Below are 26,153 nucleotides of genomic sequence, written 5' to 3' on the forward strand. Positions count from 1 at the left end.
TATTAATTTTACAGAGCGCGAAATCGCAAATCCGCATGATTAAATTTTATCTAGAATAAAGAGCTATGTTTTCGGCTAAATTTTGCCGTACCGAGGGATAAAATTTAGCAAATTCGGATGAAATTCTATCGAGTAGATGTGTAGAATTTGACCATAATCTAAAACAAAAGCGGCCGCGCCCGAAACGCGACCGCTAAATTTTAAAATTTTACTTCTCAAACGCCTTTTCTAGGCTAAACGGAAACGCCTGATAGCCCATCGCGTTGGTCATTTTGATTTCGATCGACGGCTCTTTTGCGCCCCATTCAAACTCGTCGATATGCGGGCTAGGCACGCCGACCGGGCGACCCTTGGCGATGTCAAACTGCATGCCGGCAACCGCCGAGTAAACCATCACGCTATCTAGGTCGTCTTGATACTGCGCTAGCGAAGTAACCGAGCTGTACCACTCGCTACCGCGCTGTTTGCCGTATTCCCAGACCTGCTCGACAGTTTTAGCTTTTTCGTCGATTTTATAAACGACCGCGCGGGAGTATTTCATACCCGCCATCGCAGGCTGTTCCATGCCGCGGGTGTCGCCGTTGTCAAAGACGGTTAGATAGACGAGCCCTTTTTTAGACTTGCTATCGATACGAAATGCCGTATGCTGCGTCCACTGCCAGTCAAATCCGCCCGTTTCGCTCTCGTAGCCCGGGCATTTTGAGTACTCGTCCTCGCAGACGATCTTTTTGCCGTCTTTATCTACCGGCTGGAGCAAGTAGCCCTTAAACTGATCCTTCCAGCCTTTGTGCGCGCCCATTATCCATTTGACTTTTTTGTCGCGGCCGATCTTGATGACGGCGTCTTGGTGGCGGCTGGAGATGATGATGCTATCGTCGCTTGGATCATAATCCACGCTATTTACGTGAGCCCAGTTGCGTCCAGGGCCCGAGCCCACGATATCGCCCCATTTTTCGTTCGTATCCATCTCGGCTAGCTCGTCCGCGCTCGCGGTGTGGCCCGCCTTGCTAGCGTCGATGTTTAGGCATACCGCGCCCTGATCGAGCGTTTTTAGCACGATGTCGCGGTAAGGATCTAAAATTTCATACAGCCTAAAATCATCTACGACGTTGCCGTCCCTATCGACCTCGACGATGACGTCGCGTACGGTGCGGACGTTTTTACCGTCGGCGCGTTTATAGTTGGCGTTTGCCGCGCGGAGGAAGTAGTGCCCGTTTTGCGCAACGTCCATAGAGTGCGAGAAGTCGTTGTAGCCCGCAGGTAGCTCGCGGTTAAAGATTTCGCGGCCCATTATGTCGTATTTGGCGTATCTTTGGCCGTAGCCCCACGTCATCGCGCCGTCGTCGTTTTGTTTAAAGCCCATCATGACGCCCGCAGAAAAAGGCTGCTTGAGGTCGTAAATTTTACTAGGTTCTAGATACCAACGTACTTCGCCTTTGGTGTCTAGCACGAAGTTATTTGGGCTGTAGTTCCACTCGATCGCGCCGCCTGCGGGGTTGTTCCACACGACTTTGGTGCCCTTGCCGGTTTTATTTACGAAGTTATTTACGTAGTAGAGGCGGTTGGCAAATTTCGCGCTCGGAGCCTTCACGACTTCGATTTTATCAAACAGCGCGCCCTTTTGAGACGGCATACCGGAGCTCTCTAGATAAATCGCCGGAGCGTAAATTTTATAGCTTTCTTTTACGTGCTCGGTCCCACCCTTATAAATTTTATCATACTCGACCTCGACGGTGTTTTGATAGTCTGGGTAGAGCCCAAAAACCGGGATTCCGCCGTGCGTACGCAGATGCTTATCGGCGACTTTATAGCTGATCGTCTGGCCGTCCGGTTTCGGCACGATGGTGACTTTTGCGTTTGCTAGCGTGTAGCCGCCGTTTTTGATGACCGCCGTTAGAGGCGCGATGTCGTATGGATTAACGACTACTTCGCCGATCTTGCCCGGGACGGCGTAGTCTATGTGCGCGCCGCTAGGTCCGCCGATAGCCAGCGCAGCCGTACTTAGACCGCCTAAAAGCGCCGCAGCTAGCGCAAATGAGGAAAGAGTTCGCTTCATCTTATTCTCCTTTGAATTAATTTGATACCGTAATTTTAATCAACCTCGCTAACGTAGAAATCACGCGTTTATTAAAACTTGCTTAATTATAAAAAATAATTTCAAATTTTGGCTTTTGTGCCAAAATTTAGTCGAAATTTTATAAATTTAATCTAAAATTTATCTTAGCGTGAGTTTTGCGGCGGCGAGAGGATATAAAATTAACCCAAACAAAATTATTTTAAGGAGCATTTCATGAATCTACTTTCTAAATTTAGCAAAGGCTTTTTAGCCGTAGCGATGTTTGGCGCCCTTAGCGCGTCAGCATTTACCGAGGGTGAGGACTACGTAAAGCTGCAAAAACCGCTACCCGTAGAGCAAAACACGCTGGTTAAGGTCTTTAGCTATGCATGCCCGTTTTGCTACAAATACGACAAAACCGTCACGCCGAAGGTCGTAGAAAAGGTCGCAGGGCTAAAATACGTGCCGTTTCATCTAAAAACCAAGGGCGAATACGGCGAGGTAGCGAGTAAAATTTTTGCCGTCTTAGCCGTGATGGACGAGGAAAAAGGCGTAAGCTTGCTAGATGAAAACTCGCTGTTTAAAAAAGCAAAATTTGCCTACTACAAGGCCTATCACGATCAAAAGCAGCGCTGGAGTGACGGCAAGGACGAGGCTGCGTTTTTAAAGACGGGGCTTGATGCGGCCGGCATCAGCGAAGCGGACTATCAAAAAAAGCTGGAAGATCCAAAGGTTGCCGAACTGCTTAAAAAATGGGACGAGAGCTACGACGTAGCTAAGATCCAGGGTGTGCCGGCGTTTGTCGTAAACGGCAAATACCTCATCATGACGAAGTCCATCAGCTCCATCGACGGCATGGCGCAGCTAATTGAAGAGCTGCTCAAAAAATAGGGCGCAGGCATGAAATTTGCGGAAAAAATAGCAAAATTCGCAGATAGCCGCCTGTCGTGGGCGATCCTCGTAGCAGTGAGCGTGGGGCTTGTTATCCTCGCGCACTCGCTGTTTCAAAACTACGTCTATATGCCGCCTTGCGAGCAGTGCGTCTATATCCGCTTTGCCTTTTTGTGCATGGCGCTAGGAGGGCTAGTCGCGATCATAAATCCCAAAAATTTGCTCCTCGCGCTCGCGGGCTACCTGCTAGCCTTTTGGGGCGTGGTGCAGGGCATAATGTATAGCGTCAAGCTCGCCAGGATCCACGACGCCGTACACGGAGACGATCCGTTCGGCGTGCAGGGCTGCTCGACCGAGCCGCACTATCCGTTCGGCCTGCCGCTTGAGCGGTGGGCGCCTGATTGGTTCTTGCCTACGGGCGACTGCGGCTACGATAATCCGCTGGTGCCTGAGGGCGTCACGCTAGACGGCTTTCAGAAGTATTTAGTCGATCTTTATGAGGACGGCTGGTATCTGATCCCATCAAGCAAATTTATGTCGATGGCAGACTGCACGCTCATAGGCTTTAGCGTCTGCTTCGTCGTGCTTGCCGCGATGTTTATTTGCAAAATTTTAACCCTCAAAAAAGCTTAAATCGGTCTAAATTTAGACCGATTTTGCTATACTCGCCGTATGAAAGCCTTACGCGAACATAATTTTAAAATTTACTTCGTCATCATTTTCGCAAGCCTTTTCGTAGTACTTTTGGGCGTGAAAAACTACGAGGACGCCAAGGCGCAGATCACGACGCTCGCGGATAAAAACAAGATCGCCGCGAGCGAAAATATCGTCGGGAGCTTCTCGTTTTGGTTGGACGAGCGGCTGCATTCCCTGGTGCGCGCGGCTAAATTTATGCAAAACGCAGGCGCGATACGAGACGACGAAAAGCTCGGCGGCTTCATACGGCTTTTTAAAGAAAACTCCGCAGAATTCGACGCTTTGCAGTTTTTGCGCGAGGATGGAGAAATTTTCGTAGACGGTAAAGAGCTGGGCGACGATGAAGCGATGCCAAAGAGCCTGCGCACGGGGCTTGTTTGGTTCGAGGAGACCAAAAGCACGCTCGCGCCCACGGTAAATTTTATGCAGCGCCATAAAACCTTAGGCGAGCCGACGCTAAATTTATGCGTGCCCGTCATGGACGGCGGCTCGTTTGCGGGGGTGTTTTGCGGCGTGGTGAAGCTGCAAAACATACTAAAAAATATGGAAAAATTTAAACTCGCACCCGATTCCTACGCCTTTATCGTCACGCACGGCGGCGAAATTTTAACGCCGATGAAGGACGCGGCGCTAAAAAAGCAGATCGAGGATAAATTTAAAGAGCTTTTTTTGCGCGACGAGGATATCACGAGCATAAAAATCGGATTAAATTTCATCTCCGTCGCCGAGATCCCCACGCTAAACTGGTTCATCGGCGCAGGAACGGATAACGAAAAGGAGCTTGCCGCGCTGCTTAACTCCGCGCTAAAAAACGCCCTTACTCTGCTTTTTGCGTTCGCGGCGTTGGCACTGGTGGCAAATTTCTTACATAACTTTATGTACTCAAAAATCAAAAACCTGCAAGACGACTACGAGGCTCTGCTCAAGCACAAAGCCCGTATGAGCGAGGCGGGCGAGCTAATCAGCGGCATAAATCATCAGTTTATTCAGCCGGTTAATTCGCTAAATTTGATGATATCAAGCCTACTCATGCTGCAAAAAGACGGCAAACTAGACGCCGCGACGCTAGAGAGTATGCTGCAAAAAGGCCAGGCCGCGACCGTGCTTTTAAGCGATACGATCGAGATTTTTAGAAATTTTTATAAAAGCAGCGACAGTCCGCAAAAATTTAGCGTGCAGCGCTGCATAAAAGACCTACTAAAGCTCATGCACACCGAGCTTAGCAAGGCAAACGTCGCGGTAAGCTTGCGCGAATTTCAAGACGAAGAGGCCACGCAGCGGATGGGCATCGTGCAGCAAATTTTACTCATCCTCATTCACAACGCCAAAGACGCGGTCGTGGAGCGATACAAAGACGAGATCGCCAAGCGGCAGGTTTTTTTGGACGTCAAATTTGAAAACGGCACGTGCAAAATATCCGTCACGGACTACGGCAGCGGCGTGAGCAAGGAGCTTCGAGATAAAATTTTGACCCAGCCAAAAACCACCAAAAAGCAAGGAAGCGGTATCGGGCTGTATTTTGGCAAAAAGCTAGCAAACGAAAAGCTCGCAGGCGACATCAGGCTGCTAAGCGCGGGCGATCCGACAACGTTTGAGCTCGGCTTTGAGATAAATTTAAAGGAGTGAGATGCAAGAGCACTTAAAGCTGCTTAAAGACCTGACCGTCCTCATCGTCGAGGACGACGAGATCGCAAGGGAACTGCTAATAGGCGGGCTAAAGCCATACTGCCTTAGCGTCTGGGGCGCGGCAGACGGGCTGGAGGGGCTGGAGTGTTTTAAAAAGCTAGCCCCCGGCATCGTCATAACCGACATCCACATGCCCGCGATGAACGGCTTTGAGATGATGAAGGAGATGATGCGCATAAAGCCCGCGCAAAAATTTATCGTCTTTACCTCCTACGACACCGACGACAATCTCATCAAAAGCATCGAGCACGGCGCGGCGTCGTTTCTAAAAAAGCCCGTCGATATCGCCGCGCTCTGCCGCCTACTAGTGGCTCTAACCTACGAAAAGGACGAAAAGCTCGTACGCCTGGGTCCGCAAACCAGCATAAATCTCGCCAAAGAAAAGATCTACAAAAACGGCGAGGAGATCTATCTATCATTTTTGCAAAACAAGCTCTTTTGGCTATTTGCGTATAATCTAAACAAACTCGTGAGCTACGAGATGATCGAGGAGTTCGTCTATGAGGGCGAACAAACGAGCAAAGGCGCAATACAAAACGTCGTGCTGAGGCTAAAGCGGGAGCTGGGGGTTAAATTTAAAAACATTAGCGAGAGTGGGTATATACTACTAAGCGACGATCAAATTTAACTTTGCGGCTTGGCTTTTTGCCCTATACTTCGTTGGATTTCGCTGCGGGCTGCAGTCGCGTATTATATTATACGCTCCTTTGCCCTTGCTCATCCGCCTCGTCTATGACAAAAATACTTCGCCTTGAAATTTTACGTTCAAATTTTGAAGTCAAATTTGTAAATTTTAGCTCAAATTTTACTCGCCGAGACCCGCGCCTTGAAAACATAAAATTTAGTCGCTATCGTGCCGCAGGGCTTAGCGATAAAATTTACTAGAAGCCCTGCGGCCAAATTTAACGCGGTGCATAAAACAAAGCTTGCTTTGGCGCGGCGAAGCCTATTTCGCTAGCAGCTCCTTTACTGCGGCGACCATTTCATCGACGGAACCGAACGAGGAGGTGTTTAAGAGATACTTGCCGCTCACGACGAACGCTGGCACGCCTGAAATCACCGCGACCTCGTAGCCCGCGTCCCACTGCGCGAGCAGAGCCTGCGCCTTTTTGCTGGCAAGCGCCGCTTCATATTCGCTCTCGCTCACGCCCGCGGCATCCAGCGCGGTTTTGATGAACCTTTGTTTATCACTGCCGCCGCCAAAATCGTCCTTTTTGTCGTGGACCGCTTTGTAAATCGCGAATTTCGCCTTTTTAAATTTCGACTCGTCGCTTAGTAGGCTCACATCGTCCTTTTCATCAAGCACGATAAGGGCTGCGAATATACCGCTCGCCGTCTGTCCGAACACACCCTTGGTCTTTAGATGCCACGGCAAAAACTCCGCCCCTTCGAGCTTTTTCATCAGCTGCGGCGTGACCGTCCTATCAAACGCATAGCAGTGCGGGCACTCGTAGTTAAAAATTTTGACGACGCTGTTTTTCGGCACGTTTAGCGGCTTTTGCAACACTTGATAATTAACGCCCTCCTCTAGTGCGTTTGCACCTACGCTAATCAAGCAAACGGCGGCTAAAATTTGTATAAATTTGGAAACCTTTTTCATCGAATTCCTTTGCGGTAAATTTTAAGGATTGTATAAAATAAAGGGTAAATTTGAGATTAAAGCGAATAAAGCAGGGCTTCCCACAGAAAATATATAAAATAGTAGGCTACGCCATCACGCCGCTTGAGCGAGCAGGCTAATTTATCGCCAGCTCTATCTCTGATCTCGCTCAAGCTCAAATTTAATAGCAAGGATTGCACGCTCGCAGCTTAATTTTAAAGTATGCAATCCACTTTAATTCAATAAATTTTACTTATCAAAAGCATGTATTATCCATTTTACGCGCTCGGCGTCTCTATGATCAAAAAATAGCGTCTTGCCTGTATCCAGCGCAGCGATAGCAGCCATATCATCAGGCGTAAGCGCAAAATCAAAAATATCGAAATTCTGCCTCATTCGCTCTATTTTTACACTCTTTGGAATGACGACGATGCCGCGCTGAATTAACCAGCGCAAAATAACCTGAGCTGAGCTTTTACCATATTTTTCACCGATACCGCTTAGTACGGCGTTTTTAAATATATCGTTTTTGCCCTCGGCGAAGCTAGCCCACGACTCAAATGTTATGCCGTAGCCATCAAGCACGCGCTTTAATGCTTCACGCTGAAAAAATGGATGACACTCAAGCTGATTTACCGCAGGGATGACGCCGCTGTTTTCGCGCAGATCGACGATCCGATCAGCGTAGAAGTTGCTAACGCCGATAGAGCGAACAAGGCCCTCATCGCGCAAACGTTTCATCGCTCGCCACGCGCCGTAAATATCGCCATATGGCTGATGAATGAGATAAAGGTCGAGGTAGTCAAGCCCTAGCTTTTTCATCGACGCATCAAAGGCCTTTAGCGCTTGTTTTTCGCCCGCATCGCTGATCCAAAGCTTAGTAGTGATAAACAGCTCCTCGCGCTTTAACCCACCTGCAAGAGCCGTCTTAATTGCTGCACCAACGCTCTCTTCGTTTTGATACGCCTTTGCCGTATCGATGCTGCGGTAGCCGACCGAGATCGCATCCTCAACGCATCTTTGAGCCTCTTTCGGATCTACCTGAAATACGCCAAATCCTAAAATCGGCATCTTGTTGCCGTCGTTTAAGATTACAAATTCCATTTTTGCTCCTTTGCTAAAAAAATTCATCTTATATAAAAAATTAAAATTTCGCGCTTAAGTCGTAAAATTCTATCCGCACCAAAGCGACAGGTGGAATTTAAAAGCCAAATTCCAACCCACCGCGAAATTTTAATAATCAAAGATATTCGGATCGATCACTATCGCGCGGTATGCCACGTCGTCTCTTGACGCAGACTCCACGTCCATCTCAAATTTGATGTCGTTGCTCTTCGGATCGATCTCCACGAGCACCATTTTGATCGTTTTATCGGGCTTTAGCAGATAGACGTTCGAGCTTGAGATGAAGTACGTGCTTTTATCCTTTTGCCACTCCACGTTGCTAGTAACCGCGCTGTAAAAATCAAATCCGCGCTCCTTGCCAAACTCCCACGTCTGTTCTACCGTGCCCTTTTTCTCGTCGATCTTGTACTCGACCGCGCGAGAGTATTTTTGCTCTTTTAGCGCAGGCTGCTCCATGCCGCGGCCGTCGCCATTGTCAAATACGCTGATGTGCTTTACACTGCCCTTGTTATCGTAGCGCGGAGTTAGCCACGCGGTGTGCTGCGTCCACGACCAGTCGAAATCGCCCTCGCATTTTGAGTTTTCGCATTTAATTTTGTTGCCGTTTTTATCCACGGGCACTAGCACTTTTTCTTTAAAGTCCGCGCTCCAGCCCTCAGGCGATGCGAGGATCCATTTTACCTTTTTGTCGCGACCGATCTTAACGATACCTTGGTGGCGAAGCGAGAGGATGATGCCGTCGTCGCTAGGATCGTGCGAGATCGAGTTTACATGCGCCCAGTTGCGTCCCGTGCCGGTCGAGGTCACGTCGCCGAATGGCAGATCGTCGCTGATTTTAATCTCTTTGGCGTCCATGTCGATGTTTAGGCATACGGCACGAGCGTCAAGAGCCTTGATGAGGTTGCTGCGGTAGACGTTTTTACCGAAAATTTCATTCAGATCCCACTCGTCCACGACCTTGCCGCTGCCGTCCACTTCGATGATATGATCTCTGATCGTGTGCGAAATTCTGCCGTCAGGATGATGGTAGTTATATTTACCGACGCGAAGCAGCAGATGATCGCCTTTTAGCGGCATCACCTCGTGGCTAAGGTCGATGTAGCCGCGCGGCAGCTCGCGGTTATACACCTCCTTGCCCATCATGTCGTAGCGCATATATCGCTGCGCCATGCCCCAGCTCAGATCGCCGTTTGGCAGCTGATGAAAGCCCATCATCATGCCGCCGTCCATCACTCTGCGCTCGCTGCGGTCGTAAAATTTCTGATAGTCCAGATACCATCTGACCTCGCCTTGCGTATCGACGACGAAATTTTCTGTAAAGTCGTTCCAGCTAGCTGCACCGCCGTTTTTCCAATCAAGCGGCTTATAGACGCTCGTTATGGTGTTGTTGATGAGGTAGAGCCTGTTTTTAAAGGCGGGATCGACCTTTTTAACCTTCATCTTTTGCATGTGGCTAAATCTATAATCGCGGCTATACGTCACGATCGGCTGAGCGTAAATTTTATACTTTTCGACCTTCTTTTCGCCGTTAAAAACGTAGCTTACCTCGACCTCGTTTAGATAGTCGGGATACAGCCCCCAGATCGGCACGCCGTCGTGCGTCAGTAGCGCATGCTCGGAGACGTTATAGGCGATGTCGATGCCGCCGTTAGGTTTTCCTAGTACCCGCACGTGGATATCCTTGATGTCCTTGCCCGCGCGATCAATAACGGCCGTTAGAGGCGCCACGTCGTATGGGTTGATAAACACCGAGCCAAGCTCGCCTTGGGTTTTTACCTGATGTGCCAAAACGCCCGCACTCGCAGTCTGCGGCACCGCTATAAACGCGCCGCTTGCCAAGGCTGCAGCCAAAACGATAGAACCGAAAAAATTCTTACGCATATTCGCTCCTTTTGGGTAAATTTATCAAATTTTACTACTACCAAATCACATAATAATCATACTAGCTTTAAATCAAATTTAAAGTTAAATTCTAATATATCTACTTAAATTTTAGAACGCAAGCGAGACGGGTAACAGGCTAAAATTTTGATATAATTAGCCCTGCTTTATCAAATTTAAGGAGAGAAAATGCCATTCGTAAATATAAAAGTAGCCGCTCCAGAGCCTACAAAAGAGCAAAAAAAGCAAATCATCGCCGAGATTACGGACACGCTAGCACGCGTATTAGACAAAGACCCAGCCGCAATACTCGTGATGATCGAAACGCTCGGTATGGACAGCATCGGTAAAAGCGGTCTAAGTCTTGAGGAGGTCAAACAAAATAAAGAGAAAAAATGAGCGAATTTTTATAGGATTTTGAGTCAAAAATCACGCTCGCAGCGGGCGATACTTGCGCCGCTAAGCGGCCAAATTTACCGAACGAACAGGTAGCAGTTTAAAAACCGCCGCCGCAAGCCGCTCTAGCGGGCGAGCATCAGGTCTCTCGCCCAAGATTATCGGCGGACGGACGATCTGAAGGCCCTCAAAGCCGAGCTCGCTCACGCGCCGCTCGATCTGCCCTTTGGCACGCAGATAAAAGCTTGGCGAACCTTCGCTCGCACCCGGAGCTGATACGAGCACAAAGCGCCACACGCCCGCTGCTTTGCCCCACTTCGCCGCTGCATAGACGTAGTCTACATCCATGAGCAAAAACGCCTCGCGCGAACCTGCCTGCTTCATCGTCGTGCCAAGCGCGCAAAAAATTTCGTCAAATTTATGCGGCGCGATATCCGAAATACCCTCAAAATCAATGATCTGCACGCAAAGTTTGGGGGTGGCAAAAGTCTATTTCGCGGCGCGCCCATGCCTCTACCTCATCGTAACCCGGGCTCTCGCAAAGCTCGCGCACCAGCTCCTTACCCACGACCCCTATAGTACCTAGCACAAGGGCGGATTTCTTATTTTCGTTCCCTGAATTTCTTTAAATTTTAACGCACTTTACGGTCAAATTTAACTCCGGCGCTACGTTATTCTAAATTTTACGCGCATATCGTCCGCGCGGCGCGTAATGCATAAATTTTAGCGTTTACCTGCATAGTCAAATCGCGGGGCTTGTAAGCTAAACTCGAAGTTGTTTCGATCCACCGCGCCCACACACGCGTCGCTATCGTAAAGCGCGAGCAGGAATTCCGCCATCTCCTCGCTCGAGTGATAGCGCTTAAAAGCCGCGTCGTAGTCGTAGCCCGCGTCATCCGTCGCCACGGGGCCGAATTCCGTCCTAGTCGCGGCGGGCGCTAGAACTTTAGCCTGCATTTTGGCCTCTTTATCCTGCACCAGCTCTCGGTGCAAGCCCTCCGTAAAGGCGCTTACGAAAAACTTGCTCGCGCAGTAGGTGACGGCGTTTGGCACCATGCTGTAGCCGCCAGCAGAGGATATATTGATGAGCTGGGCGGGCTTGCGCTTGTAATCGCGCACGAAGAGGTGGCTTAGCAGCGTGAGCGAAATGACGTTGAGCTGTAACATCTGCGAGATTTTGGATAGATCGCGCTCGCCGACCGCGCCGTAATCCCCGAAGCCCGCGTTGTTTATGAGCGCCTTCAGCTCGTAGCTTTTTAGCTCGCCCCAAAGCGCTAGGACGTTCTCGTTGCGCGCAAGGTCGCAAATTTTAATGACTACGTCCGATTCGGGCGCGATCTGCGCGATCTCGTCCTTTAAGTTTTGCAGCAGCTCCGCTCTGCGCGCGATTAGGATCAAATTTTCTCCTCGCCCGGCAAAGGCCTTTGCCGTAGCTGCTCCGATACCCGAACTTGCGCCGGTGATGACGATATATTTTTTCATTTTCTATCCTTTCTTGGTTTTTTCAGTTTAAAATTTTACTAAAGCTCGCCGCGTATTCACGCGCGCGCTCGTCTTAAATTTACAAATTTGTCAGCATTTTGCGAGCGGTTTATTCGTCGCTTATGGGGGCGTGCGCTTGGTATCTACCGCTTTGCCGTCAAGATAATACCGACCGCCGGCGACGTAGTGGAGCGTTTTTAGCTCGTCAGGGATCTTTTCGAACAGCCAGTGCCTGCCGTCAAATATCCGCTCGTCCGCGTATGCCGCGACGACCTCGCCAATGAAAAGATCGTAGCTCTGCTCGTTGCGAGGCTCGGGGATACGCTTGCAAACGAGCCATGCAGCGCAGCCCGCGATCAGCGGTACGCGGGAGTCATCTTGATAAAAAATTTCCACGTTTTTCATCTTGTCCGCGTTATCAAAGCGCGAGTTGTTTTCGGCGCCCAGCTCGCTAACCAGCTCCGCCTGCGCGGCCGTGGGGATCTGCACGGCGAAATACCCACTCTTTTCGATGAGCGTCCTCGTGTACGAGCCGTTGTGCGGCACGATGGTAACCTTATCGTAGTCGAGCGCCTGCGCCCACGTTATCGCCATCGCGTTGACGTCGCCATCGTATTTGGCCGATACGAGCGTGGTCGCGCCCGGATTTAGGATACGGTATGATTTTTGTAGATCGACTTTTATGATCGCCATTTTTGTTCCTTTGATTAAATTTTATCGGCGGCAGATGCCGCAAATAACCGAATGTTTGGTATTAACTTGCCTTTAAATTTAAGCCTTAGGCTCTACTAGACCAGCCCAAGCTTTGGCGCGCTTGGATTAAATTTCTCCGCGGCGCGCGAAATTTGGCTGACTTAAAATTTCACCTGCTATTTTCTGTGGATCTTATAGCCCTTGCCGCTTTTTAGCAGCGAAATTTTGCCGTCCTTCGAGACGTAGCAGCCACCCTTAACTTTGCTTAAAATTTCGCTCTGCGGCAAGCTCGCCCAAAAGATTTCTACCCTGCTTTTATCCGCGGAAAATATCCCGTAGATCGCAAGCGCGGCGTTATCCGGATCAGCTAACCTCACGTCCGCGATATCAAAAACCTGCACGCAGCCATTCTTAATCTTTGAAAAGCTCTGCCCCGCGGCGACTAAGCAGCCGTGCTTATCCGTGCCGCCGCCTATCATCGGCCCCTGCACGACGGGCACTTTGCAGACGCCCTCACTAGCGCCGCAGTCCGCAGCCGCGCTTTCGCCCCTCTTATCCATTGCGCTTATTTCCTCGCCTGGCTTTGTATCGTGCGCCGCGCAGCCACACAAAAACGCCGCCGCAAAGGTCGCGATTAAAATTTTACTTCTCATCTTTGCTCCTTAAATTTATTCCGCCCTAATAAGCGTAAATTTACATGCCAAAAAGGCGCAAATTAACGCTTTCATTAAAACCGCGAATTCTACCGCCGCTCTGCTTAAATTTTATCCATACGCCCGCAAAAGCTCGCTTCGGCGCTAAATTTTAAATCTCATGCGTCGCGCCCAAACAAAGCCCGATCTGCGCGATATCCCCATGCCGTTTTTATCGCAACGCCCACAGCGCTTGATCGATCAAAATTCCGCGTTTTGCTCCCAGATGCGCTCTTGCGACTTTCCGTCCATCGCCGCAAGCTCGGCCAGCTTGCAAAACGCCTCCCAAATCTCCTCGCGCTCCATGGTGTCGATGCTATGCTTGGCGTCTATCGCGTTAAAAACGGCGATAAATTCTTTTAAAATTTCGGTTTTCTCGGTCTTAAGCTCGTCTCTTGCGGATTCTGCTTCTAGCGCACTTAGTTTCTTGTGCGCGCCTACATAAGCCCTCATCGCCTTTCTGGCAGTCGCAGCGCCCACTCCATCTCTGCCGTCCCAGCCGCGCAGCGGGTTGTTTAAATTCGCCGCCAGCCACTGCTTGCTTCGCGGCTGCCTGATTACGAGGCTTTCTATGTCTTTAAACTGCGCTCTAGCCGCCTCGCAGGCGCCTTTGGGCACCGACCAGAAACAAAGGCGCTTTAGATGCGGTAGTTGCGCCCTCGTCGGAAAGCGTTCAAATCCGTAAACCTCGCTAAGCCAGACGTCTTTTAGATGTTCAAATTTAGCGAGCGCGTCGATGTTTTTTAGCGTGCCGCCCTGCGCGTTAATAAAAATTTCGCGCAAATTCGGAAAGCTCGCCGCAACGCATGCGAGATCAATGCACTCGCCGCGTTGCGAAAATATCCGTAGATCGCGCAGTTTTTCAAGCCCGCGAATGCAAAATCCGCCGCCGTTTAGCTCTAGCTGAACGCTCAAAAGCTCGCCGTCAAAGGGGCAGCGCACGCTTTTTAGCCGCGCGATATCGCTGTTTATCACGAGCCGCCACAGCGAGCCGTTTAGCGTGATCTCCTCCGTGCCGCTCGCGTGCAAGACGAACTGCTGCAAATGCGTGCGCGAGATATCTGGGCTTTTGCCGGCGCAGTTTAGCTCAAGCTGCGTCATCATCGGCGTCGCTTCTAAAAAATCTTTTAAATTTTCATCCCAAATTTTGCTTTTTATCTCGTAGCAAAATGGATTTTTACGCGCTAGATCGGTGTAGAATTCCCTGCTTTGGGGCTGCGAAATTTCAAGTTTTTGCTTGCGGACGGATTTAAATTTAGCGCGAATATCCTTCGGAAGCTCGTTCCACGCAAGCTGCATATAGATCTGTTCGATGCTTTGCAGGCTCACGCACTCGGGCGGCTCGCAAATCAAAGCGGCATTGCCGATAAAAACGGGTTCGGCGTCCAAAATTTCATCCGTGCCGAGATAAAATTCTCCGCGCTTCCAAAAGTGATGATCGAAGTAAAACGGCTTAAGCTTAACCGCTTCTTTTAGCCCGGGCGGCGCGCTCGTAAAGCCGTCCAAAACGAGCGCGACGAGCCCCCTCTGAGCGCTTAGGATCTGCGCGGTAAAATACGCGTTCCGCCTCTTAAGCTTTACGGCGAAGAGATCGCCGATTTTCGGCTCGGTCATTTCCGTCCTTTAAATTTTAATCTGTCCGCGCCCATTTGATGGGCGCAGGTCTGGCGGAGCCGCGAACTAAATTTAGCCCAAATCCGCTCCGCCATAAGGCGCTACTTCAAATCAAATTTCATCCACGCTCAAAGCTACTCGCGCCACGTTTTAAGCGCGCTTAAGAGCGCAAAACTATCGCGGAAGCCCGTACCGCGAAATTTACCACCGATAAATTTTATCCTCGTAAGCGATCAGTCTAAACTCCTCTTTGTGGTTGCCGTTGCCGATCGTGTGGCTGTCTTGGCCCGCGCCTAGGCGTAGCTTATGCAGCCTGCCGCCGTAAGTGCCCACAAAAAGCACTCTCCCGTCCTCGCTTAACGCCATAGACTTTATCGTACCGCCCAGATAGTGGCGCCAAATTTTACGCCCGTCCTTGCCGACTGCCTTGATGTAGCCGTATGCATCGCCGAGGATGTAAAAGTCCCGCGTCGCTACGCCCGCGTAAACTCTCATCGCATCGTCGATCAGCGTGAAATTTTTCTCGCCCTCTTCGTCATACGAATAAGCCTCGACCTCCAGCCCTCGCTTTAGAGCCGCCCTGCCCACGCCGATCGTAACGCCGTTGTAAAAGTGGCAGGAGTTCGTGATGAGCTGCGTATCGTCCGCGCTAAATAGGCAAAAGTGTGGATATGCGCTCTGCGCGCCGATGCCGCCCAGTCGCTCGCCCTCGCGATCCATCAGGACGTGCTCATCGGTATCTTGCTCACCCGCGACGATTAACTCGTTGTCGTTTGAGATGGTCGCATTTGCCATGGCTATCTCGAGCTCATATTCGTCCTCGTCCTCGCCCTCATCCTCGTAGATCGGATGGATGAGCTTCGCGCCGCTTTGCGAAATCAAAAAAATTCCGTCATGGGCGGCCAAAAGCACCTTGCTGCCGTCGTTAAAGGGTAAAATTTCAGCCTCGTCGTAGATGATCTCAAGCTCGTGGCTAAATCTCGCCACCAGCTCGCCGCCGCTCTTGCCGTCGTAGCCCCTGATCAGCCATACCTCGTCTTGATTTAGCAGGGCGTAAATTTCGTTTCGCTTTGACTTGCCCACGGCGATGACGTCGTCCGCCACCTCGCTCACGCGGTCGCCCTCCAGCAGATACAGCGTCTTGCCGTCGTCGTTTGAGGCGATAAAAAGGACGTTCTCGCCGCCAAGAGGGCAAATTTGATCGATGTCTCTTAGCTTTTTTCTCAACTTTTTATCGAAAATGACGTTTGAGGGCGGAAAATCGGCTCTAAATTTCGCCGTCTCGCCGCGCTCGTTGGCATCCTTTAGCAGCTCAAAAACCGCCTCGCAAAGCTGCGTCACACCCTCGCGCTCATCGACCGCATCCTCGCCCTCGTAGGCGTCCCAGCCGTGCACCTCCGCAAACGCCACCATATCGTTTACGGCCTTGGCGTATTTCTCGCCCTTTTCGTTCCACTCTTTTTGCCACTCCGCCTTAAGCGTCTCGTAGTCCTGCTCGCGCATCTTATCTCCTTAAGCTTAGTATGGCCGCCTCTTTTACGGGCGGCGCGTTTTGTGAAATTTTAGCAAAAAGGGCTGAATTTAGAGATAAATTTCAGGCATGCAAAGCATCTAAATTTAAGATCAAAGCATCTAGGCTAGCCCGCACTCTGCGGCAAAATCGGATTTAAAGCAGGACTTAGACCCGCGGCTCGCGCTAAAAACGGCGCCCGAGCAGTACGCAGAATCTGGCTCGTCCGTCGCGCGATTTTGCAGGTCGCGACATTTGGTTAAATTTAAAGCCTATGCTTTCGCGGTGAAGTCTTGAAATTTTAACGAATGCAGGGATCTGGACGAGCGCTTGAAATTTTAGTCTCGAGAGATGATTTTGATTTCGTTCGCGCAAGATCCGTCAAAGTCCGCGCCGAAGGGATCTTGGACCGTGAAATAATGATCTATCGCGCCGCATCCGTGCCCGATCTGTTCATCCCAGCCAAGCGCCCTGCGCACGAAGCCCTTGGCATGGGCGACGGCTGCGGCCAGGCTAAGCCCCGCCGCCAGCGCGCACGCGATCGCGCTTGAGAGGGTACAACCCGTGCCGTGGGTGTTACGCGTAGCAATTTTAGGCGCGGAAAACTCATAAAATTTGCCGTTTTCGTATAAAATATCGACCGCTAAGTTTCTCACATCCCCGTCCTCGTCCTCGCCGCTCAGTTCAAAACCCGCATCTAAAGGTGCTGCGGATAAATTTTGTTCAAAAGAAGGCTCCGTGCCCGCAGTTAAATTTTTGCATTCGCTAGTAAAATTTTCACTTGCGAAATTTGCGCGCTCCGTCAAACACGCAGAATTTTCGCGTGCGCCATTCTCATCCGTTTTACGCTGCGAAGCATTAAAATTTCGCGCCGCTCCCGCCGCGCCGCAAGCTACACTCGCACCCGCAAGATCGCCGCCTTTGATCAAAATCGCGCCGCCGAAAAACTGCGAAATTTTAACTGCCGCGGCACGCATATCGGCTAAGCTTAAAATTTTCATCTCCGCCAAAACCTCGGCCTCGCGCACGTTGGGCGTGATAATCTCCGCAGTGGGAGCGAGCTCGTATTTTAGCGCATGCAGCGCGCTTTGTTTCATCAAAACTCCGCCGCTGGTGGCGACCATTACGGGATCTAAGACGACGTTTTTTGCGCCGTGCCTGCTCAGGCTCTTTGCGATAGCCTCGGCAACCCCCTCATTGGAGATCATTCCGATTTTAACGGCGTCCGGAAAGATATCGCTAAAAATCGCATCCAGCTGTGCCTCCACAAAATCTGGCGAAACATCTAGCACGCCGAATACGCCGCGCGAATTTTGCGCCGTAAGCGCCGTAATAGCGCTCATAGCAAACATCTTGTGCGCGCTAATCGTCTTGATATCGGCTTGGATGCCCGCGCCGCCGCCGCTATCAGATCCCGCGATAGTAAGAATTTTTCTCATAAAAAGCCTTTAAAATTTTAGCGCGATTATATCGAAATTCCGCTATAATTCCCCAGATATATTATTTTACGGGCTAAATTTAAGTTTTATTTATATAGTTTTTATATAATTTATAATTTATTCGTAATGACTATTACAAATACAAAATTTTAACCCAAATAGAGGAAATTACATGAAAAAAGTCGCTAGTTTGATTTTCGCAGCGTTTTTAGTTTCGGGCTGCTCCTATTTCGAAAAAAAGGAGGAAAGCGGCGCGAAGCAAGGCGGCGGGACCCCCGCGCTGCCGGTAGGTGTATTTATCGCCAAATCCGCCGACGTGCCGATAATTTTGAAATTTAACGGACAGACCGTGAGCGAGCTTGAGATAATGCTGAAGCCGCAGGTTTCGGGCACCATCGAAAAGCAGCTTTTCGAGCCGGGGCACAGCGTCAAAAAGGGCGACGTGCTCTACGAGATCGATCGCTCGCGCTACCAAGCGACGTTTGACAGCGCAAACGCTAATCTGCAAAACGCCTCGGCGGACTACAAAAGAGCTAAGGCGCTAAAAGCTAGCAACACGATCTCTCAAAAGGACTTCGACACCGCAAAAGCCGCGTTTATGGTAGCCGAAGCAAATTTTAAAAGCGCCAAGATCGATTTTGACCACTCGCTCGTGACCGCGCCTTTTGACGGCATGGCTGGCGATACGCAAAAAGACGTAGGCGCATACGTAAACGTGGGCGAGGATCTGGTGCGTCTTAGCAAATTTGATCCGATCGACGTGGAATTCGGTATCGCAGACGTTGATAGACTGGAGCTTGATGCAAATTTAAGAAACGGGCAATGGAAGCAGCTAGGGCGCAGGGTGAGCGTAAATCTCGGCGGCAAGGACTACAACGGCACGCTAAGCTTTATCGATAGCGTCATCAATACAAATACCGCGTCCGTCAGCGCCAAAGCTCAAATTCCAAATCCAAGCTTAGAAATTCGCCCGGGCGTTTTTACCAAAATAAGCGTCGATGGCTTTTATCAGAAAAACGGCTTTAAAATTCCGCAAGTTGCGCTCAAGCAAGATCTTAGCAACACCATAGTCTATGTCGTGCAAGACGGAAAGGTCGCTAAAAAGGTGGTCAAAATCGCGGCTCAAGATACCCGCACGGCGACGATCTCAAGCGGACTGCAAGACGGCGATCAGATTATTTTGGATAATTTTAAAAAGATCAACGTGGGCTCCAAGGTCACTCCGATACCCGCAAGCACCGATCCTTACGTAGCAGGGCAGCCTAACGAGCAACCGTCTCAGAGCAATGCGGAAAGCGGGAAATAATGTTTTCTAAATTTTTCATCAACCGCCCCGTTTTTGCCTGCGTCGTTTCGATCATCATCGTAATCGCGGGCGTTTTGGCTCTTAAAAATTCTTCCGTCGAGGAGTATCCACAACTCACGCCGCCGCAAATCGTAGTTAGCGCTACATATAGCGGCGCGGATGCGCAAACGATTGCCGACGTCGTCGCGGCTCCTCTTGAAAACGCAATCAATGGCGTTGAAAATATGATCTACATGGAAAGCTCAGCAAGCTCCTCCGGTGACGTTCGTATCAACGTATATTTTCAAATCGGCACAAATCCAGCAGATGCGAAAGTCAATGTAAACAACCGCGTAACGCCCGCGCTTACGCTACTTCCCGACGAAGTGCGCCGCTATGGCGTAACCGTCACTGAGCGCAGCAGCACGATGCTGGAAGTGCTCGCGTTTTACGATCCTAGCGAGCAAATGGACGTCGTAGAGATGCAAAACTACGTAGCTATCAACGTCGTAGATGAGCTAAAGCGCGTGCCGGGCGTCGGCGAGGCTCAGGCACTGGGTACGAAAGACTATGCGATGAGGATCTGGGTTAAGCCTGAGCTGCTTAAGAAATTTAACGTTACGACCGCCGAGATAATCGCCGCAATAAGCGAGCAAAATAGCCAATACGCCGCGGGTAAGATGGGCGAGCAGCCGATGAACTTAGGCAATCCCTACGTCTATGCAATCAAGCCTGAGGGTCGTTTAAAAACCGTCGAAGAGTTTGAAAATATAATCATACGCGCGCAAAAAGATGGGAATTTCTTGCGCGTAAAAGATGTCGCCGATGTCAAACTCGGCGGCGCAAGCTACAATATCTCGGCGAAATTTAACGGTAAAGAGATGGTGCCTGTGCTTATCTTTATGCAAAGCGGCGCCAACGCCCTAGCCGTAGTTGAAGCGGTAAATAAGCGCATAGACGAGCTTAAACCAAATTTCCCAGGCGAGCTGACCTACGACGTCGCCTACGATACGACTAGCTTCGTAAAAGTATCGATCGAAGAGGTCATTCATACTTTTATTGAAGCGTTAATCCTCGTCATCGTAGTTATGTATATGTTCTTAGGCAATCTTAGAGCGACGATCATTCCGACGCTTGCCGCTCCGGTGTCGATCTGCGGCGCGTTTATCGGAATTTACGCCTTCGGATTTTCTATAAATTTAATCACTCTTTTTGCGCTTATTTTAGCTATCGGCATCGTCGTGGACGACGCCATTATCGTGATCGAAAACGTAGAGAGAATTTTACACGAAGAGCCGGATCTTAGCGTCAAAGAGGCCACCACGAAGGCGATGGGCGAGATCGTAGCGCCCGTCATCTCCATCGTGCTCGTGCTTTCGGCGGTTTTTGTGCCGGTTGCGTTTATGGAGGGCTTTACCGGGGTTATGCAGAGACAATTTGCATTAACGCTCGTAGCCTCGGTATGTTTTTCAGGCTTCGTAGCCCTTACGCTAACGCCCGCACTTTGCGCTCTAATTTTGCAAAAAAAGGAATCTGAGCCGTTTTTCTTCGTAAGATGGTTTAATAATCTTTTTAACGTCTCGACTAAAATTTACGCCGCAGGCGTCGGCATGGTTCTTCGCCACGTACTAATCAGCCTCATTTTTGTAGGCATCATCATCTATGCGATGGTGAAGCTTCTTGTGCTCACTCCTAGCGGCCTGGTGCCTAACGAGGACAAAGGCTCGATTATGGCGATGACTACGCTTCCGTCTGCATCTACGCTGCCCAGGACGGAAGCCGATCAGGATTTCATCGCAAGTATCGCTAAAAAGCACACAAACGTAAAAGATATAACCCAAATCACGGGATACGATATGCTAGCCGGAGCGCTTAGAGAAAATGCGGGAGCTTTTTTTATGAAGCTAAAAGACTGGAAAGATCGCCCCGGCGATGAAAATTCCAACTTCGCCATAGCCGCCGCGCTAAACCGCGAACTCTACGGCGCGGATCGCAACTCGATGACCTACGTCGTCACGCCGCCGCCTATTATGGGTCTTTCGCTTACGGGCGGATTTGAGCTCTACGCGCAAAGCACGACGGGCAAGAGCTATGATGAAATTCGCGCCGATATGGATCGCGTAACCGCCAAAGCCAATCAACATCCCGCTTTAAAACTCGTGCGAACGACGCTGGATACCGATTTCCCGCAGTATAAGCTCTATCTCGATAAAGAGAAAATAAAGATGCTAGGCGTTAAGATAGCTGACATTTTCACCGTGCTAAATTCCACCGTCGGGCAGTATTACATCAACGACTTTAACCTCTTGGGCCGCACGTTTAAGGTCTATATCCGCGCTACGCAAGACTACAGAGACGATCCTAACGATCTAAAATCGCTCTACGTCCGCAGCGGCAGCGGCGATCTGATCGCGTTAAATTCTTTAGTGAGGCTTGAGCGCTCTTTGGGCCCGGATTCCGTTAATAGATTTAACGCCTTCCCTGCCGCGCTAATTATGGGCGAGCCAAATACGGGCTACACCTCGGGTCAGGCGATCGCCGCGATCCAAGAGGTCATAAAAGAGGAATTTCCTAGCGGATACTCGATCGGCTGGGCGGGCTCTGCGTATCAAGAGGTCAGCGAGACGGGCAAGGGCGCGCAGGCATTCGTATTTGGAATGATCTTCGTGTTTCTGATCCTAGCGGCTCAATACGAAAGGTGGCTCATGCCGCTTGCCGTACTTACCGCCGTGCCGTTTTCGGTATTCGGCGCGCTCGTATTTACACATTTCCGCGGGCTAAATAACGACATATATTTTCAGATCGGACTTTTGCTTCTAATCGGTCTGGCGGCGAAAAATGCGATTTTGATCGTGGAATTTGCGATGAATGAGCACCTAAACAACCACCGCCCTATCGCTGAAGCCGCCGTAGAGGCCGCCAAGATGAGGTTCCGCCCTATCGTGATGACGAGCCTTGCGTTCGGCCTCGGCGTGCTTCCGATGGTTATCGCTACCGGCGCGGGCGCTGCTAGCCGCCACGCGCTAGGAACCGGCGTCGTAGGCGGCATGCTCGCGGCATCTACGATCGCGATCTTTTTCGTGCCGCTGTTTTTCTACCTGCTCGAAAGCTTCAACGCTTGGCTTGATAGACGCGGCAAAAAAGTCCAAACTAACGAGGTGAACGATGAAAATAAATAACGCTCTTTTAAGCGCCTTGACGCTTGGAATTTTACTCTGCGGTTGCAACTTCAAGCCCGTCACGCCGCAAAAGCAAACCGGCTTTAAGGCGGATTACGCGAGCACGAACGTTAGCACGCAGTGGTGGAAAAGCTTTAACGATCCGCAGCTAAACGCCCTGATCCAAAGCGCGCTGGAGCAGAATTCCGACTTGCAAACCGCGCTGAATAACGTCGAGTATGCGCGCGTAAATTTAGGGTTAAACAAGCTTGAATACCTGCCGAATGTAAATTTAAGCGGCAGCGCGGTGCGCCAAAATAATTTCGGCAACCGGCCCGATCGCAACTCCCACGGCGCGTATCAGATCGGCGCCGTGCTAAGCTACGAGATCGATCTTTGGGGGCGCGTGCGCAACAGCGTAGATTCGGCGCGATCGCGATTTAATGCGACGAAATACGACTACGAAACCGCCAAAAACACGATCACCAGCACGGTTGCGACGACCTATTTTACGCTACTAGCGTTAAAGCAGCAGGAGAAAATTTTAAAAGATAGCCTAAAAAGCTATCAAGATACGCAAAACTACCGCAAAAAGCAGCTCGATGCGGGCGCGGTTAGCGAGATCGTATTTTATCAAGCCAAGGCTGCGGTTCAAAGCGCCGAGGCAAGCCTCATAAGCGTGCAAAATCAGCTCTCCGCAGCTCAAACTTCGCTAAATATCCTAACGGGCAAGAGCTATGATGAAATTTTACGCGGCGCGCCGCAGACCGCCGCGAAAATGCCTAGCGCACCGCAGATCCCAAGCGGAATCCCTAGCGACGTGATCCTGCACCGCCCCGACGTCGCAAGCTCGCTCGAAAATCTACGCGCAAGCAACTTCTTAGTGGGCGTCGCCAAGGCAGGCTACTTCCCTACTTTCTCGCTTACGGGCTCGGCGGGATACGCAAGCGGAGAATTTGACAGGCTGTTTACCGCAAACGCGAGCACGTGGAGTATCGGCGGCTCGCTCGTAGGGCCGTTGCTTGACTTCGGCCGCCAGAAAAGGCGCGTAGAGCTTGCAAATTTAGAGCAAAACGCGAGTTTCATCGCATACGACAAAGCTCTTAAAACAGCTTTCGGCGACGTTCGCGACGCGCTTATAGGCGTGCAAAACGCCAAGCTAAGACAGGCAAGCCTCGCCGATCTCGTCGCTTCGCAGAGCAAAATTTATTCAAATGCCTCGAGCAGGTATCAGGCGGGCTACAGCGATCATCTGGAGTTTTTGGATTCGCAGCGAAACCTACTTAGCGCGCAGCTAAATAAGACACAGGCCGATCTTGACGTGCTAAGCGCGACGGTAAACGCCTACAAGGCGCTCGGCGGCGGCTTTAGCATAGAAGATAGCGAAATAAAGGCGCTTATCGGCGCAGAGCAGGACGTGCAGCCCGATATGTCCGCCTTCCCGAAGGATAGAATTTTTAATTAGTTTATAAATTTACGAGCGGCGCGAAATTTTAAAATATCCGTAAATTTAAAGGGCAGCCCAGTTTTTACGGCGCAAGCAGATCGTTTAAAAAAACTGCTTGCGCCTTTTAAATTTAGCCCTGCGGCGGGCGGCAAATTCCAATTTCAAATATAATCTAAATTTCAAAATAGCCGCAGCAAGGTAAAATCGCCGCTCGACTGGAAGGCGCAAAGCGGCTTGGCTCCGCGGCACGGCAGAATTTCTAAGCGGCACGGCGAAATTACAAGCAGCGCGATAAAATTCCAAACGCTGCGGTAAAATTCTAAGCGCCGCGTTTTAAATTTAAAGGCGAGGCGGATTGCGCGTCGAAACGGAATTTGGCAAAATTTTAGATTTTCGCTATAATCGCGACTTTTAATTTAGATGGGTGTCCGAGCGGTTGAAGGAGCACGCCTGGAACGCGTGTAAAGTGCAAGCTTTCGAGGGTTCGAATCCCTTCCCATCTGCCACTACTTACTTCAATTCATATTCTTAGACACAAGCGCCTCAATCGCAAAAAAGCCTCGAGACGCGGCAGTGCTCGTTGGCGGCAAGCGGCTCTCGTCCGCGCAAATAAAAATTCCACGCTTTTAAATCATCGTTCCGCCGCCGAAATAAAATTTCGCGCGTCGCGCCTTAAAATTTCATAAAATTCCATTCTACGGCATTCTACTCGTTTCAAATTTAGATCTGGGGCTACGCTTGCAAAATTCTATCCACAAAATTTCGTACCTAAATCCTGCACAAATTCTGTCCAAACGCATGTTATTTACCGATATTGCGCTAAAATTCCTTTTAAATTTTACTTTGAAGGAGAGAAAAATGAGTGAAGAAAAAAGTTGCGCCTGTGCGCATGTCAAATCCCAAAACGTAACCGACGCGCCCGGCAATAACACCGTGTTTATGATCTGGCGCTTTAGCGCAGACAAAGCCGCCTGTAAAAAGGCTTTCGAGGGTCTTTGCGGCCTGGTGATAAATTTAAACAAAACCGCCGTTACGAGATTCGGCGCGGCTAGCGAGACGAGCTGTGTGCTGGGCGTGGGCTTTGAAGCGTGGAAAATGCTCGGCTTACCAAAGCCTTTGCCGAAGGAGCTAAAAAATTTCGAAGAGATTAGAGGTGATAAGCACGCTGCGCCCGCTACCGGAGGCGATATTCATATCCACATCAGAGCCGCAAATCAGGCCGTTTGCTACGATATGGCAAGCGAGATCAGAGCCGCGCTAAAGGATGTCGCGACGTGCGAGGAGGAGATCTGCGGCTTTAAATACTACGACGGACGCGCTATCATCGGCTTTGTGGACGGCACCGAAAATCCGCAGGGCGCAGATCGCGACTTTTTTGCTAAGGTAGGCGACGAGGATGCGGCTTATAAGGGCGGCAGCTATCTTTTCGTGCAAAAATACATCCACGATATGAGCGCATGGAACGCCGCGGGCGTCGCCGAGCAGGAGCGCGTCATCGGGCGTAGCAAGCAAAACGACATCGAGATGAGCGAGGAGCTAAAGCCTAGCAACTCGCACTCCGCCGCAGCCAACGTCGGCGACGATAAAAAGGTCGTGCGCGACAATATGCCGTTTATGCAGGGCGGCGAGACGGGAACCTACTTCATCGCCTACGCAAGCACCTTTAGCACGCTGGAGCTGATGCTTGAGAGTATGTTTGTCGGCCGTCCGCGAGGTAACTACGACCGGCTGCTAGATTTTAGCACGGCAAAGACGGGCGCGCTCTTTTTCGCTCCGACTTTCGATATGCTCGAGGCTTACGATGCGGGCTAAATTTAAATCACTTTAAATTTAAAGGCATGCGATGTTTTGCGATCTAAGCCCGTATCAGAGCAGGCGCTGCAAAGAGATCATAGAGGGCAAAGTCGAAAATAGTGAAAACGTCAGGGGTCTGAGAGAGTTCATAGACGCTAAATTTAAAACTCGAGCGATCAGCGCGTTTTACGGCGCGGGCAGGGACTCGGCGTGGCTTAAGATCGTGCTTCGCTTCGATAAAGATGCCGCGAAAATCACCGATAAAAAGTGCATCGAGCGCTACCTTGCCCGCACGCCGCTTTTCGAGAAACTAAACGGACTTAAGAGCTTTTATATCTCGGTCGAGTCCTTCGAGTCGCAGATCCGCACTGATCTGATCCAAGGCGCGGTAGAGGAGCTGCTTCGAAACCGAAGCGAGCTTTTAGCGCCGCTTAAAATTTGGTATATCGCAGCGGTGTCCGACGCGCCCGTAGTTTTTTATTTCACGAGGCAGGATGCGGCGCGCCGCGAAGGGGGCGGAAAGATAGAACGGCTGATAAGAAATTTTATAGAGAAAGCGCAGGACGCCAAATATCTGAGCCACATGGAATTTAAGCTGTTTTTTGACAGTAAGGAGTCCGTGGATCTTGAGTACGGCGGAAATTTGTTCTATTATTTCAAATGAAATTTAGCTAAGGAGCGAAAATGGATGCGAAGCTTTACAGAAGG

Annotated in this window: 22 protein-coding genes and 1 tRNA gene; 11 read left to right on the forward strand and 12 right to left on the reverse strand. The window is 50.3% G+C overall.

Features of this window, described 5'->3' with window-relative positions:
- Positions 1–208 precede the first annotated feature (208 nt).
- On the reverse strand, positions 209–2,056 hold the full coding sequence (locus Q0380_RS02500; RefSeq protein WP_298959748.1) for an aryl-sulfate sulfotransferase: 1,848 nt from the start codon (positions 2,054–2,056) through the stop codon (positions 209–211).
- A gap of 234 nt (positions 2,057–2,290) precedes the next feature.
- Here Q0380_RS02500 and Q0380_RS02505 point away from each other — a divergent pair, with 234 nt between their 5' ends.
- From Q0380_RS02505 to Q0380_RS02520, 4 genes are read left to right on the forward strand one after another with little or no spacing between them, the layout of a single operon-like run.
- Positions 2,291–2,947 carry a thiol:disulfide interchange protein DsbA/DsbL gene (locus Q0380_RS02505; RefSeq protein WP_298959750.1) on the forward strand — a complete coding sequence of 219 codons (657 nt, stop codon included), beginning with the start codon at positions 2,291–2,293 and terminating at the stop codon, positions 2,945–2,947.
- A 9-nt stretch (positions 2,948–2,956) separates the two neighbouring features.
- Positions 2,957–3,580: a protein-disulfide oxidoreductase DsbI gene (dsbI, locus tag Q0380_RS02510; RefSeq protein ID WP_298959752.1), complete on the forward strand. Its 624-nt coding sequence runs from the start codon at positions 2,957–2,959 to the stop codon at positions 3,578–3,580.
- Positions 3,581–3,619: 39 nt separating this feature from the next.
- Entirely contained in the window at positions 3,620–5,269 is a 1,650-nt protein-coding gene (locus Q0380_RS02515; protein ID WP_298959753.1) for a sensor histidine kinase, read from the forward strand.
- Between the two features lies 1 nt (position 5,270).
- Positions 5,271–5,957 carry a response regulator gene (locus tag Q0380_RS02520; protein ID WP_298959754.1) on the forward strand — a complete coding sequence of 229 codons (687 nt, stop codon included), beginning with the start codon at positions 5,271–5,273 and terminating at the stop codon, positions 5,955–5,957.
- A 318-nt stretch (positions 5,958–6,275) separates the two neighbouring features.
- Here Q0380_RS02520 and Q0380_RS02525 read toward each other — a convergent pair whose 3' ends face one another.
- The 3 genes from Q0380_RS02525 to Q0380_RS02535 form a co-directional block, all read right to left on the reverse strand.
- A complete protein-coding gene (locus Q0380_RS02525) occupies positions 6,276–6,929 on the reverse strand; it encodes a thiol:disulfide interchange protein DsbA/DsbL (RefSeq protein WP_298959756.1) in 654 nt (217 codons plus the stop codon).
- A 249-nt stretch (positions 6,930–7,178) separates the two neighbouring features.
- On the reverse strand, positions 7,179–8,033 hold the full coding sequence (locus Q0380_RS02530) for an aldo/keto reductase (RefSeq protein ID WP_298959758.1): 855 nt from the start codon (positions 8,031–8,033) through the stop codon (positions 7,179–7,181).
- A gap of 129 nt (positions 8,034–8,162) precedes the next feature.
- Positions 8,163–9,935, reverse strand: a complete 1,773-nt coding sequence (locus Q0380_RS02535) for an aryl-sulfate sulfotransferase (RefSeq protein WP_298959760.1) — start codon at positions 9,933–9,935, stop codon at positions 8,163–8,165.
- A 189-nt stretch (positions 9,936–10,124) separates the two neighbouring features.
- On the opposite strand from Q0380_RS02535, the gene Q0380_RS02540 reads away from it, so the two are divergent.
- The gene (locus Q0380_RS02540; RefSeq protein ID WP_298959762.1) at positions 10,125–10,334 is read left to right on the forward strand and encodes a 4-oxalocrotonate tautomerase family protein; all 210 of its coding nucleotides are present in this window, start codon (positions 10,125–10,127) and stop codon (positions 10,332–10,334) included.
- Between the two features lie 60 nt (positions 10,335–10,394).
- On the opposite strand, the gene Q0380_RS02545 is transcribed toward Q0380_RS02540, so the two are convergent.
- The 8 genes from Q0380_RS02545 to thiD form a co-directional block, all read right to left on the reverse strand.
- Positions 10,395–10,796, reverse strand: a complete 402-nt coding sequence (locus Q0380_RS02545) for a hypothetical protein (protein ID WP_298959764.1) — start codon at positions 10,794–10,796, stop codon at positions 10,395–10,397.
- Entirely contained in the window at positions 10,783–10,920 is a 138-nt protein-coding gene (locus Q0380_RS02550) for a hypothetical protein (protein WP_298959767.1), read from the reverse strand. Before Q0380_RS02550 ends, Q0380_RS02545 begins: the two co-directional genes overlap by 14 nt.
- Positions 10,921–11,054: 134 nt before the next feature.
- Complete coding sequence (locus tag Q0380_RS02555; RefSeq protein ID WP_298959769.1) at positions 11,055–11,813, reverse strand: SDR family NAD(P)-dependent oxidoreductase; 759 nt, start codon at positions 11,811–11,813, stop codon at positions 11,055–11,057.
- Between the two features lie 120 nt (positions 11,814–11,933).
- On the reverse strand, positions 11,934–12,506 hold the full coding sequence (locus Q0380_RS02560; protein WP_298959771.1) for a flavin reductase family protein: 573 nt from the start codon (positions 12,504–12,506) through the stop codon (positions 11,934–11,936).
- Positions 12,507–12,682: 176 nt separating this feature from the next.
- Complete coding sequence (locus Q0380_RS02565; RefSeq protein WP_298959774.1) at positions 12,683–13,159, reverse strand: hypothetical protein; 477 nt, start codon at positions 13,157–13,159, stop codon at positions 12,683–12,685.
- A 240-nt stretch (positions 13,160–13,399) separates the two neighbouring features.
- On the reverse strand, positions 13,400–14,812 hold the full coding sequence (locus Q0380_RS02570) for a hypothetical protein (RefSeq protein ID WP_298959777.1): 1,413 nt from the start codon (positions 14,810–14,812) through the stop codon (positions 13,400–13,402).
- A gap of 201 nt (positions 14,813–15,013) precedes the next feature.
- Positions 15,014–16,315, reverse strand: coding sequence for a PQQ-binding-like beta-propeller repeat protein (locus Q0380_RS02575; RefSeq protein WP_298959779.1), 1,302 nt, complete (start codon positions 16,313–16,315; stop codon positions 15,014–15,016).
- 345 nt (positions 16,316–16,660) lie between these two features.
- Positions 16,661–17,761 (reverse strand): bifunctional hydroxymethylpyrimidine kinase/phosphomethylpyrimidine kinase, encoded by a 1,101-nt coding sequence (thiD, locus tag Q0380_RS02580; RefSeq protein ID WP_298959782.1) that lies wholly within the window; start codon positions 17,759–17,761, stop codon positions 16,661–16,663.
- 172 nt (positions 17,762–17,933) lie between these two features.
- Here thiD and Q0380_RS02585 point away from each other — a divergent pair, with 172 nt between their 5' ends.
- The 6 genes from Q0380_RS02585 (at position 17,934) to Q0380_RS02610 (ending at position 26,109) form a co-directional block, all read left to right on the forward strand.
- Positions 17,934–19,067 carry an efflux RND transporter periplasmic adaptor subunit gene (locus Q0380_RS02585; RefSeq protein ID WP_298959785.1) on the forward strand — a complete coding sequence of 378 codons (1,134 nt, stop codon included), beginning with the start codon at positions 17,934–17,936 and terminating at the stop codon, positions 19,065–19,067.
- On the forward strand, positions 19,067–22,225 hold the full coding sequence (locus Q0380_RS02590) for a multidrug efflux RND transporter permease subunit (protein WP_298959789.1): 3,159 nt from the start codon (positions 19,067–19,069) through the stop codon (positions 22,223–22,225). The genes Q0380_RS02585 and Q0380_RS02590 overlap by 1 nt, the downstream gene beginning before the upstream one ends.
- Entirely contained in the window at positions 22,212–23,669 is a 1,458-nt protein-coding gene (locus Q0380_RS02595) for an efflux transporter outer membrane subunit (RefSeq protein WP_298959791.1), read from the forward strand. Before Q0380_RS02590 ends, Q0380_RS02595 begins: the two co-directional genes overlap by 14 nt.
- Before the next feature lie 400 nt (positions 23,670–24,069).
- Positions 24,070–24,157, forward strand: a tRNA-Ser gene (locus Q0380_RS02600).
- 352 nt (positions 24,158–24,509) lie between these two features.
- Entirely contained in the window at positions 24,510–25,463 is a 954-nt protein-coding gene (locus Q0380_RS02605) for a Dyp-type peroxidase (protein ID WP_298959795.1), read from the forward strand.
- A gap of 31 nt (positions 25,464–25,494) precedes the next feature.
- Positions 25,495–26,109, forward strand: a complete 615-nt coding sequence (locus Q0380_RS02610) for a hypothetical protein (protein WP_298959798.1) — start codon at positions 25,495–25,497, stop codon at positions 26,107–26,109.
- Positions 26,110–26,153 lie beyond the last annotated feature (44 nt).

Source organism: uncultured Campylobacter sp. (assembly GCF_937959485.1).
Taxonomy (GTDB): Bacteria; Campylobacterota; Campylobacteria; order Campylobacterales; family Campylobacteraceae; genus Campylobacter_B.